The sequence below is a fragment of the Nonomuraea sp. NPDC049637 genome (genome assembly GCF_040675235.1).
In the GTDB taxonomy this organism is placed as follows: Bacteria; Actinomycetota; Actinomycetes; order Streptosporangiales; family Streptosporangiaceae; genus Nonomuraea.
In genome coordinates, this window is record NZ_JBFAOM010000076.1 from 19,646 (window position 1) to 30,659 (window position 11,014).

Sequence of the window (11,014 nt, forward strand, 5' to 3'; positions counted from 1 at the left end):
GAATGAGTGTTGGCCGGCGTCGATTTTCTGCGGTCATGGTGACAGCGGCCGTGGCCGTGTCGGCCGGTGTGTTGGTGATGAGCCCGGCGCACGCGTCTTCCCCCGGTTACGACCGGGCGGCCCTGCAAGCGGACCTGGACGCGATCCGCGACGCCGGCACGCTGGGCGTGCAGGCTCGGGTGCGCTCGCCCCGCGCCGATCTGGCCGCGTCCAGCGGTACGGCGGTGCTGGGCCGTCAGGTGCCGGTCCCGAGCGCCGGGCATTTCCGGATGGGCAGCAACACCAAGACCTTCGTCGCCGCCGTGATTCTGCAGCTTGAGGCGGAGGGGCGGCTCTCCGTCGGCGACAGCGTCGAGCGGTGGCTTCCCGGGCTGGTGCGTGGCAACGGCAACGACGGACGCGCGATCACCGTCAAGCACCTGCTCCAGCACACCAGCGGCCTGCACGACTCCGTGGGCGACATCGAGAAGAAGATGCACACGCAGCGGGGTTACCGCACCTACCGATTCCTGCGCATGAGTCCGCGGCGGCTTGTGGCGCTCAGCGTCGGCCATCGACCGCTGTTCGCCCCCGGCTCCCGCTGGAGCTATTCCAACATCAACTACACCTTGGCCGGGATGATCATCGAGAAGGCCGCCGGCAACTCCTGGCGCGAGGAGGTGACACGCCGGATCATCAAGCCGCTGAAGCTGCGGAACACGACCCTGCCCGGCGACTCCCCACTCCTGCCCAAGCCGCACGCGCAGTCCTACACCGAGGACGCCGGAACCGCGCGCCCGTTCCGCTCCACCTTGCTCAGCCTCGGCTGGGCCGGCCCGGCGGGCGAGGCCGTCACCACCACAGAAGACCTGGCCAGGTTCTGGCGTGCACTGCTGGGCGGGCAGGTGCTGTCGCGGCAACAGCTGAAGAAGATGATGACCACGGTCCCCGTCGGCGTGCCCGGCAGGGAGTTCGGTCTGGGTATGGCCAAGCAGCGACTGAGCTGCGGAGTCACGGCCTGGACGCACCCCGGCGGCACCCCGGGTTTCATCACCGACAACGCCGTCACCCAGGACGGCCGTACCAGCGTGGTCGTCTCCCGGACCACCTATCCCGGCACGCGGGAGCAGGGCCAGGCCACGGCCCGTCTGATCGACAACGCACTCTGCGCCGCCACAGTCCGCCGGAGCACGTCGTGATCCGCGCCCTGACCGGATACTCCACCAGACACCCATGGAAGGTCATTGCCCTCTGGGCGGTGCTGGGCGTCGCGTTGAGCGCCCTGACCCCGACCCTGTTCGACCGGGTCACCCAGAACCAGACCGGGGACTTCCTGCCCCGCAGCTACGACTCGGCCGCCGCCCTGAACATCGCCAAGGAGCGGTTCGGGGTGAATCCCGACGCGACCACGGTGACGGTGCTGGTCGCCCGCTCCGACGGCAAGGCCCTCAGCGCCGCCGACCAGAAGCGGATCGAGGCCGAGGCGGCGAAGCTGGCCAAGCGCCGGGTGATCATGCCAAGGGAGGACGACGGTCCGCAGCAGTACCTGGTCCCCGACCGCTCCCAGACCCCCACGATCGCCCCGGCGATGACGGCGCCCGACCGCGGTTTCGAGCTGCTCTCCGTCGAGCTGATCGGCAATCGTGCGGACAAGGGCGTCCAGGGTGTCTACCGGACGTTCAGGGACGCCGCCCGGACGCATTTCTCAGAAGCGGGCATGCGTACCGGTTTCACCGGACCTCTCGCCGACGCCGTCGACACCGTCGATTCCCGCAAGACCGCCACGACGGTCGGCGGCGGGCTCATCATGGGGCTCATCATCCTCCTCAACGTGCTGGTGTTCCGTAGCGTCCTGGCGGCCCTGCTGCCGCTGCTCGCGGTCGCCCTGATCGGCTTCGTGGCCGCGGGCGCCGTCGCGGGCGCCGCGATGATCACCGGGCTCAAGCTCGACGCGAGCACCCCCGGACTGATCAACGTGGTCCTGTTCGGCATCGGCATCGACTACCTGTTGTTCCTGCTGTTCCGCTTCCGCGAGGCACTGCGGGCCAGGCCCGAGCAGTCAGCGCGCGAGGTGGCCGGGCAGGTCTCCGGCCGGGTGGGCACCGCGATCACCTCGGCGGCGCTGACCATCGTGGCCGCCTTCGCCACGCTGGGACTGGCGACCTTCGGGCAGTTCCGCTCGATGGGCCCGGCGATCGCCGTCGCGATCCTGGTGATGCTGCTCGGCAGCCTCACCCTGCTGCCGGCGCTGCTCGCGGCCACCGGCCGCAAGATGTTCTGGCCCTCCAGGACGGCCTTGCAGCGCGGGACGCGCGAGGGCCGTGCCGCCCGCCTGGGTGAGCTGGTCACGCGACGCCCGCTGATGATGCTGACCGCCTCTGTCGCCCTACTCGCCGCCCTGGCCACCGGGCTGATCGGCATCCGCATGGACTACGGCCAGGGCAGCCCCGGCACCCGGACCCCCGCCGCAGCCACCGCGGCCGAGATCTCCCGTACGCTCCCGGCCGGCGTGTCGGACCCGACGAGCGTCTTTGTCACCTCCAAGGACGACGCCGCCCTCACCGCAGACCGGCTGGACGGTCTGTCGCGAGCGCTCACCCAGGTCAAGGGTGTGGGCCAGGTCGCGAAGACCGTCCTGAACAAGGACCACCGCGCCGCCAGGATCGACCTCTATCCGACCGCGGACCCGCAGAGCCGGCAGGCCCGCGACCTGGCCTCCGGACCGATCAGGGCCGCGGTCGCCCAGCACACGCCCGCCGGGACGACGGCACACGTGGGCGGGACCCCGGCGATCATCGCCGACATCTCGACGGCCGTCGAGCACGACCTCACGATCGTGTTCCCGGCCGCGGCCGCGCTGATCGCGCTGATCCTCCTGCTGCTCCTGCGCAGCCTGCTCGCGCCGGTGATCCTGATGCTCTCCGTCGGGCTCGGCTTCGCCGCCACCCTCGGCGCCGCCACCCTGTTGTTCCAGCACATACTCGGCAAGCCGGGCGTCAGCTTCACCCTCCCGCTCGTGTTGTTCCTGTTCGTCGTCGCCCTGGGCACCGACTACAACATCCTGATCACCGACCGGATCCGGGAGGAGATGCGGCGACCAGGTCCGGCCCGCGCCGCCGTGGCCCGTGCCGTACGGCACACGACACCGGCCATCACGACGGCCGGCGTGGTGCTAGCCGCTTCTTTCGCCAGCCTTGCCACATCCTCGGGCAACGAACAGATCGCCTTCGCGATGACGCTGGGCATCATGGTTTCCGCGCTTGTGGTGTCGCTGGTGCTGGTCCCCGCACTCGCCGCACTGCTCGGTCGGGCCGTCTGGTGGCCGGTCCGCCCTCGACCTACCACGAACCCGCAGGACCGTGCGCCCGAACCCGCCCTGGCACCCGACCGGGCCCCATCCTCTTGGGGCTCGCCATAGCCGCCGCCCCTGATGGCATGGAAGGGGTACGGCCGGAGTACGCCAGAAGCACACCGCTTGGTGCAGGTATCTCGCCTGGTGTCAGCAGCCGTGTCGTCGTGCTCGGAGGTGATGCGGGCAGGGGTCTCCCGCCGAGACTGTTCCGGGGTTGAGGAACCGGCGGACAGCCGTTGGCGCTGAGAAGGATCTTGATTGCAGTGGCAGCGCAAGCGCGTGCAAGTGGCGCCGCTGACTCGGGCGCCGGCGCTTGTATCTTGGGGCGATGTATCCCCCGATCGAACCCTACGACCACGGGCACCTCGACACCGGCGACGGCCACCTCATCTACTGGGAGGTCTGCGGCAACCCCGAGGGCAAGCCCGCGCTCGTCGTCCATGGCGGCCCTGGCGGAGGCTGCACGCCCAATCAACGCCGCGGCTTTGACCCCGAGCGTTACCGCATCATCTTGTTCGATCAGCGCAACTGCGGCCGGAGCCTGCCGCACGCCAGCGACCCGGCCGTCGATCTGAGCACGAACACCACCCAGCACCTGGTCGCGGACATGGAACGGCTGCGTGAGCACCTCTCGACCTGGGTTGCCCGCTGGAGAACGCCTGGCAACTGGCCCAGGCCTGGCCCGACGCCCGGCTCGTCGTGGTGGACGACTCGGGGCATACCGGCAGCAGCACCATGGCCAAGGCCGTTCCTGCTGCCTTGGATGGCTTCGCGCGCTGAGTCAGGCCTGGATCGCTGGTCAGCATCAGGTTGAGGAACCGGCGGACAGCAGTTACCCCTGAGAATGACCATGGCGGGTAGTCGTCTCGATGTTTCATAGGCGACCGCCTATGAAACGTCGCGTGCGACTGGGCGTGTCCAGAGGAAACGCTGCTTCATAGGTCGGTGCAAACACATAGGCACTCTGAAACGCTCCCATGACACACCTCCGAGGTGAGCGAAGACGACTACCTCCGCGTGGAGGCCCACGCCTGCCCGATGACCTCCTGTGCCGCCCCGGCCGGCTCGCCCTGCCGGACCGGCAAGGGCAAGGTGGCCGTCCAGTACCACACCGCCCGCTTCCGGCTCGTGCCCGCACTCGTCAAGGCCCTCACCGTGGCCACCCCACCGGTCCGCAAGCCGGGCACGGCCTGGATCGAACTGCCCGCCCGGCCACGGCCGGCACCGAGCCGGCCGGGCACGTGCGGATCGGCTACGCCCGCGCCTCCACCGTTCGCCAGTCCCTGGACACCCAACTCGACTCCCTCAAGGCCGCCAGCGTCACCCGCATCTTCTTCGAGAAGATCTCCACCCGCGCCACTGCCCGGCCCGAACTCGACAAGGCCGTCGTCCTAGCGGGCGCGGCGGGTGTGGGTGCCAATGAGCTGGGGTTCGGTCCAGTTCGGGTCTCGCAATGCGGTTGGATCGAGGACGGCTGCCGCGGTGGTGCGGACCCGTAGTGGGACGTTGCGGCGGATTGACGGCGAGAAGATCTGCGCTCATCGGGGCAAGGAGACGCCAGTCGGCCTCCCAAAGGGTGAGTCGCTTGCGAGCCTCGTGACCGAGGAACGGGATGACGTTGCGGGCGGTGTCGGCAAGCGCGGCCCCGTCATAGTCCTGAGCGATCACGTGCCGGGCTCCAGCGGTCAAGGCGGCCAGAGTGACCAGGCCAGCTCCGCACCCCGCGTCCAATACGACCTGGTCTCGGGTGTCGTCCAAGGTGGAGGCGAGAAAGGCGGAGAAAGTCGACGGCCGGTGCACACCCGGGCTGGCTTCCAGCTTGCGCCCCACGCTGCCCCATGCCGAGCAGTTCGCCGAGGTCCTCAACCGGACGCTCGCCGGACGGCCGGCCTCGACGGGGCCTGGTGGATCGTCAGGAGGCGGGGCCGGCCGACGAGGAGACGGTGAGGGGCGCGGCGGCGATGACGGCGTCGAGTAGGTCACGCGAGGCTTGCAACTCATCGATGGCGCGGGTGATGCGTTCACGCTGGTGTTGCAGCTCGTCGATGATCTCCGGGCAGACGGGCACCAGGTTCCCGGCCTTGACCCGTATGCAAGGCAGCACCTGCCCGATGGTCTCGGTGTTGAGCCCGGCCGACAGCAGACGGCGAATGCGCAGGACGGTGTCGACATCCGATTCCTGATAGTAGCGGTAACCGCTGGCCGCTCGTTCCGGCCACAGGAGGCCCTGCTTCTCGTAGTAACGCAGCAGCCGCTCATGAACCCCGGTACGACACGACAGCTCCCCGATACGCACGACGCCTCCATTTGACTCTGACATGGATGTCAGAGTCTAACCTCCCCGCATGAGGCGAACGTTTCCGGTGCTTGCCGCTCTGTGCGTGAGCGTCTTCGTCGTCGGCACCGCTGAGTTCCTGGCCGCCGGCCTGCTGCCGCAGATCGGGTCCGATCTGGGGGTCTCGGTCGCTGTGGCTGGGCAGGTGGTGACCGCCTACGCGCTCGGCACCGTGGTCGCCGGGCCGCTGGTGGCGATCGCCACCATGCGACTGCCGCGCAAAGGGCTCATGCTCGCCCTGATGGCGGTCTTCGTCGTGGGCAGCGTGGTGAGCGCCTTGGCGCCGAACTATCCGGTGTTGCTGGCCGGGCGGGTCGTCTCGTCGATCGGCCATGCCACGTTCTTCGCGTTGACGCTGATCGCGGCCACCAGCGTGGCCGGTCCCGGGCGGGCCGGCTCCGCGATCGCCGCCGTGACCTCCGGACTGACCGTGGCCAACCTGCTCGGGGTACCGCTCGGTTCGGCGCTCGGCCAGAACCTGGGCTGGCGCTTCCCCTTCGCCGTGCTGGCCGCGCTGGCACTGGCATGCCTGGCACTGCTCGCGTTCACGCTGCCGCGCGTCCCGGCGCAGCTCACGAGCGTCGCCGCAGAGCTCTCGGTGCTGGCCCGGCGGCCGGTGCTGGTGGCCATCGCCACCACGGCCGTCGGCTTCGCCGGGGTCGGCGCGGTGTTCACGTACATGGCGCCGATGCTGGTCCAGGTGAGCGGATTCACCCCGTCCGTGGTCTCCTGGCTGCTGCTGGCCTACGGAGTGGGAAGCCTGCTGGGCAACCTCGTCGCCGGACGGCTCGCCGACCGGTCCGTGGGGGCGACGCTGCGCGGCATCTTCGCCTCCCTGACCGCGCTGCTCGCCGTGCTGCCGCTGGCCGTCGTGCACAAACCCATGGCGGCCGCCGCGGTGCTCGGGCTCGGGCTGCTGGCCACCGCCACCGTCGCTCCGTTGCAGACCCTGATCGTGCAACGCGCGGGCGCTGCCCCGACCCTGACGGTCACGATCAACGTGGCCGCGTTCATGCTCGCCCACGCGGTGGGCTCGATGATCGGCGCCGGCGTCGTGACCGCCGCCGGACTGCGCTGGACGGGCCTGGCCGGAGCCGTGCTCAGCGCTGCCGGGTTGCTGCTGTCCTACCTGGCCGTGCCCGGGCGCGCCTCCGCCACGAGGCCACCGGAGCGCCCGGCCGCATCCACAACAGTGAGGAAGACCCATGACCTTGGCCGCTGACCACTACGACCGGCTGCTCGCCCGGCACTACACCTGGATGCTCGGCGGCGACCTGGCCGCCCTGGCCGCCGAGCAAGCCGACCTGCTGCGCAGCCTCGGCGTCGCTCCGACAGCCTCCGGCGCCACCGCCGTCGACCTCGGCTGCGGTCCGGGCAACCAGAGCCTGGCCCTGGCCCGGCTGGGCTTCTCTCCCGTGCTGGCCGTCGACACGAGCAAGGCATTGCTCGACGAGCTGGCCGCCGCAGCAGATGGAGACCCCGCGATCCGCCCCGTCCAGGCCGACATCCGCACCGCGCTTCCTCTGATCACCCAGCCCGGCGACGTGGACGTCATCGTCTGCATGGGCGACACGCTGACCCATCTGACAAGCAAGGACGACGTGATCGCCCTGCTCGGCGACATCGCCGTAGCCCTCGCCGAGGGAGGGAGGCTGGTGATCACCTACCGCGACCTCACCCTGCCCCTGACCGGCACCGACCGGTTCATCCTCGTCCGCGGCACCGCCGATCGACTGCTCACCTGCTTCCTGGACTATGGCGGCGACACCGTCCTCGTCCACGACGTGCTGTACACCCGTACCGGGGACACCTGGAACCAGCAGGCCAGCAGCTACCCCAAGCTCCGCCTCGGCGCCGACTGGCTCGCCGCCCAATGCGCGGCGGCCGGACTTGCGGTGCGGCGCGACGAGACCGGTCCGCGCGGCATGCGTCTGCTGATCGCGGTGAAGGCCGGAGCGGAGAGGTGACCGTCCACTTCGCCGGCCCGCTCGACCGGGCCAGAGCCGGCGATCTGCTCGTCCCCGCCGTGCTCGGCGGAGTCCTCACCGAGCAGATCGTGCCCGAGCTGCGCTGTGCCACCATCGCCGGACCCGCCAACAACCAGCTCGCCACCCCGGACGTCGCCGACCTCCTGCACCGACGCGGCATCGTGTGGGTGCCGGACTACGTCGTCAACGCGGGCGGCGTCGTCAACGCGATCAGCATGGAACCGCACCACGGCACCGCCCTGGAGGCGCGCAAGCGCGTCGAGACCATCGAGAACACCGTCGCCGACCTCCTCCACGCGGCGGACTGTCAGCAGGTGACACCCGCCCAGGCGGCATCGCGGCTGGCCCGGCGCCGCCTCGACACCATTCCCTCGGCCTCCGCTTCTCTGTGACGGGAAAGGAAGATCGACCACGCCCATGGCCACGAAACTCGTGACGACCTCAAGCCCCCGCCGGCGGTGAACGCGGCCGCGGCGATCGGGCTCAGCCTGGGCGCCCGCCTGAGCGACCCGCTGGGCGGCGACGGTGTGGACGCCGGCTGAGGATGGCAGGCGGGCCTGAACCTACACCCGGTCGCCGTCCTGATCGCTCCCGCCGAACTACGAGAGCTGCACCACCGCGCCCTAGCCCAGGATGACCTGATCACCGTGGGCTTCAACGAGGTGGCCCAGCGCGCCCGAGACTACGACGACCACCTCGCCGCGTTGAAGACCACCCCGTCGCAACACGTCAGCCTCGTAGCCGTCGCCGTGTTCGGGCGGCGTAATCGCGTGACTGCCCTGACCAAACGGCTTCCCCTGCTCGCGTGACTCAGAAAGGCTGAAGAACATGACCAACACGAGCCGCCGGAGAAGAAGTGAGATCCTCGGTGGCGAGGACGACAGCCGGTTCACCTTCCCCGCCTTCGGAGACGAGCGAACGATGCTCGTCGACGTCCTCGCCGCTCAGCGAGCGACGCTGAAGTTGAAGTGCGCGGGCCTGAACACCGTGCTGGCCCTGCGGTCCGTGGAGCCCTCCACGCTGTCGCTGCTCGGGCTGGTCCGGCACCTCGCCGACGTCGAGCGCCGCTGGTTCAGGGCAGTGCTGGCCGGTCAGGACGCGCCGCCCCGCTTCTCCTCCGCCGAGGACCCCGACGGCGACTTCGACGGCGCCGTGCCGGCCCCCGAGGTTATCGACGGAGCATGGCGGGCCTGGCGGGAGGAGGTGGCCTTCGCCGACGCCTACGTCGCCGAAGCGCCCCACCTCAACGTCGAGGGCCACGACGCCTGGCGTGGGCGGCTCTCGCTGCGCTGGGTGCTCATCCACATGATCGAGGAGTACGCTCGCCACAACGGCCACGCCGACCTGCTGCGCGAACGCATCGACGGGGCGAGGGGCGTATGAGCGAGAAGCACACGAGCGAGGGAGCGCATAAGCCAGGCAGGGCCGGGCCTTCGCCTGGGCGGCATGGTCATCGACGCCGTCGACCTGGATCGGCTCGCCCAGTTCTGTAGCCTGTTGCTCGATGTGCAGGTCACCCGCCGTAGGAGTGTACTTCCGAGATGGCGTCAACCTCGGAAGTGCCCTTCTGATCACCGCGATCCTCGCTCTCCCGGCTCTGGCCTTGGTGCTGATCCCGTTCCATGACGAGACCGGTGCGACCGACACGCGCAACGGAGTGGCCGGGCTGCGCACCCGGGAGACGCTCGCCTCGCGTGAGGCGTGGGAGGCGGCGCATGCCTGGATCAGGAAGCCCAAGCGACGGCTGGCGCTGACCATGGCGGGGGGCTCGTGGCAGCGGTGGCGGCCGAGGTGGCACTGGAGCCGCCGGAGCCTGCCGGAGTGGCGATCGTGTTGGCGCAGGCTTTCCTGCTGGTGGGCGGTCTGCTGGGGATCGGCAGGCGCGCACACCTCGTGGCCGCTCGGGTGAACCGACTCCGTGGAACGCCGTTCATGCTGCGCGTACCCCATCTCAACACGACAGAACTACTGAGTACGGCCGATGCGCGCGGGCGATCCAGGAATGGGCCGCGCACTGCGATCAACTCCGCGGGGCGCCCGCGGGTCCACAGGAAATCCTGCCCCTGGCACTGCTTCTGAACGACCTCGGTGTGGCCATCGTCGGCGTCGTCCAGTTGGTCGCGCTCGGTGTGGTGGCGCCACGCCAGCAGGATGCGACCACACCGAGCAGCCGATCAGCTGGACCCATCTTGGGCGCGACTCTGCTGCTGAGCTCAGCGATCAGCGCGGTGATCGTAGCCCCCGGACTGTGAGGTGGCCGCGGCACGCCGTTCCACCGGGCGTCCGCCCCACCTCGTCCAACGTCAGAGGGCCTGCGCGCGCTGCGCCATCCCGACGACGTCGTCCTGCTCATCGCCGACCTGAAACCGGGCGAAGCATCCTCCTTCACGCCTTCGGCGCGAACACATAGCTGGAGGCGTTGGTCACCCAGGTCGATCGAACGGCACGGAGTGACCGCCGTCTCCCGAAGCATCACCGCGAACGCCGAGACCGTCCCGGGCCGCAAGCCCGAGGGCGCCCAGTACCCGTGGACAACCGGCCTGACCAGCCGCCTGACCTCATGGAGCACTTCCATCTCGCGCCAGGTCGCCAACCACATCTCCAGCATCCTCGCCACACTCCGGGCCGCGGCCCGCGCCGCCGCTCGCCGATGGCGGCCGCGGTTGCCGCCGCGCGTTGAGGCGGGGTGGTCGGGGTGGGCCCGGTCAGTTCGTACGTCGCCTTCGCGTGGCCGGTCTGCGTCAGCGTCACGGCGGCGATGTCGTCGGGGTCGACCACGAGGAGGCCGATCTCGGCGAAGGGGGCAGCGACCGTACGCGCCGTGTTGGTGGACGGCGCCCAGGCGTAGGCGTTGGAGGCGAGAACAGGATCGCCCATTCGGTGGCGGAATCCATGACGGCCCCGCTCGTACGCGGCGGAGGCCCGGCTGTGCGACAGGGAGTCGGGGCGGCCACCCGCGCCTCCCCGTACGCCACGCCCCGCCGGCGACACCCATGGAACGAGCGGCAGGACGGGCGGCAGGACGGGCGCCTCGGCAAGGTACTGGTCGAGGGGGCGGAACAGGGTGTCGACATCAGGTGAAGATCGCCCTGTTGGCAACCGAGAGCATGTGAAGTGATACCAGTCTGGGGCTCCCGCAGACTAGGAGTATGGAGATTACGTACGAGTTGGGCGAAATCGCCGTCGAGCGGCAGCTGGAGGCTCTCGCTGGGGACGGTACGCGCAGGCCGGTGACGATCAGATTCGGCACGCCGCGCCTCGACCAGTTGAGCGTGAACGGCGACTGGTGCTGTCCCCACCAGATCCTGGGTCTGGGCGACCAGGAAGTCGGGGCGGCTTTCGGTGTGGACTCCCTGCAGG

General features: G+C 69.8%; 11 protein-coding genes and 2 pseudogenes. 11 read left to right on the forward strand and 2 right to left on the reverse strand.

The features are described 5' to 3' along the window. The first annotated feature begins 35 nt into the window (after positions 1-35). The 5 genes and pseudogenes from AB0J71_RS47430 to AB0J71_RS47450 all read left to right on the forward strand — a co-directional run bounded on the left by AB0J71_RS47430 (position 36) and on the right by AB0J71_RS47450 (position 4,830). Positions 36-1,178: a serine hydrolase domain-containing protein gene (locus tag AB0J71_RS47430; protein ID WP_364420880.1), complete on the forward strand. Its 1,143-nt coding sequence runs from the start codon at positions 36-38 to the stop codon at positions 1,176-1,178. Further along, positions 1,175-3,397, forward strand: coding sequence for an MMPL family transporter (locus AB0J71_RS47435; RefSeq protein ID WP_364420882.1), 2,223 nt, complete (start codon positions 1,175-1,177; stop codon positions 3,395-3,397). Before AB0J71_RS47430 ends, AB0J71_RS47435 begins: the two co-directional genes overlap by 4 nt. 262 nt (positions 3,398-3,659) lie before the next feature. Further along, a pseudogene (locus AB0J71_RS47440) lies at positions 3,660-3,962 on the forward strand (alpha/beta fold hydrolase); the annotation flags it as partial. A 35-nt stretch (positions 3,963-3,997) separates the two neighbouring features. Continuing rightward, the gene (locus AB0J71_RS47445; protein WP_364420892.1) at positions 3,998-4,111 is read left to right on the forward strand and encodes a hypothetical protein; all 114 of its coding nucleotides are present in this window, start codon (positions 3,998-4,000) and stop codon (positions 4,109-4,111) included. 461 nt (positions 4,112-4,572) lie between these two features. After that, positions 4,573-4,830, forward strand: a complete 258-nt coding sequence (locus AB0J71_RS47450) for a recombinase family protein (RefSeq protein WP_364420884.1) — start codon at positions 4,573-4,575, stop codon at positions 4,828-4,830. Positions 4,831-4,846: 16 nt separating this feature from the next. Here AB0J71_RS47450 and AB0J71_RS47455 read toward each other — a convergent pair. Next, a pseudogene (locus AB0J71_RS47455) lies at positions 4,847-5,332 on the reverse strand (50S ribosomal protein L11 methyltransferase); the annotation flags it as partial. After that, on the reverse strand, positions 5,244-5,627 hold the full coding sequence (locus AB0J71_RS47460; RefSeq protein ID WP_352330929.1) for a MerR family transcriptional regulator: 384 nt from the start codon (positions 5,625-5,627) through the stop codon (positions 5,244-5,246). The gene AB0J71_RS47460 and the pseudogene AB0J71_RS47455, both read right to left, overlap by 89 nt. Positions 5,628-5,676: 49 nt before the next feature. Between AB0J71_RS47460 and AB0J71_RS47465 the strand changes: the two genes are divergently transcribed. The 6 genes from AB0J71_RS47465 to AB0J71_RS47490 form a co-directional block, all read left to right on the forward strand. Continuing rightward, a complete protein-coding gene (locus AB0J71_RS47465) occupies positions 5,677-6,888 on the forward strand; it encodes an MFS transporter (RefSeq protein ID WP_364420886.1) in 1,212 nt (403 codons plus the stop codon). After that, positions 6,872-7,633: a class I SAM-dependent methyltransferase gene (locus tag AB0J71_RS47470; RefSeq protein WP_352329516.1), complete on the forward strand. Its 762-nt coding sequence runs from the start codon at positions 6,872-6,874 to the stop codon at positions 7,631-7,633. Before AB0J71_RS47465 ends, AB0J71_RS47470 begins: the two co-directional genes overlap by 17 nt. Then, positions 7,630-8,046 carry a hypothetical protein gene (locus AB0J71_RS47475; protein WP_364420888.1) on the forward strand — a complete coding sequence of 139 codons (417 nt, stop codon included), beginning with the start codon at positions 7,630-7,632 and terminating at the stop codon, positions 8,044-8,046. The genes AB0J71_RS47470 and AB0J71_RS47475 overlap by 4 nt, the downstream gene beginning before the upstream one ends. Positions 8,047-8,211: 165 nt before the next feature. Beyond that, the gene (locus tag AB0J71_RS47480) at positions 8,212-8,463 is read left to right on the forward strand and encodes a DUF2000 family protein (protein WP_352329520.1); all 252 of its coding nucleotides are present in this window, start codon (positions 8,212-8,214) and stop codon (positions 8,461-8,463) included. Between the two features lie 112 nt (positions 8,464-8,575). Then, a complete protein-coding gene (locus tag AB0J71_RS47485) occupies positions 8,576-9,037 on the forward strand; it encodes a DinB family protein (protein WP_364420894.1) in 462 nt (153 codons plus the stop codon). A 1,766-nt stretch (positions 9,038-10,803) separates the two neighbouring features. Next, a partial coding sequence (locus tag AB0J71_RS47490) for a hypothetical protein (RefSeq protein WP_364420890.1) occupies positions 10,804-11,014 on the forward strand: 211 nt, incomplete at its 3' end.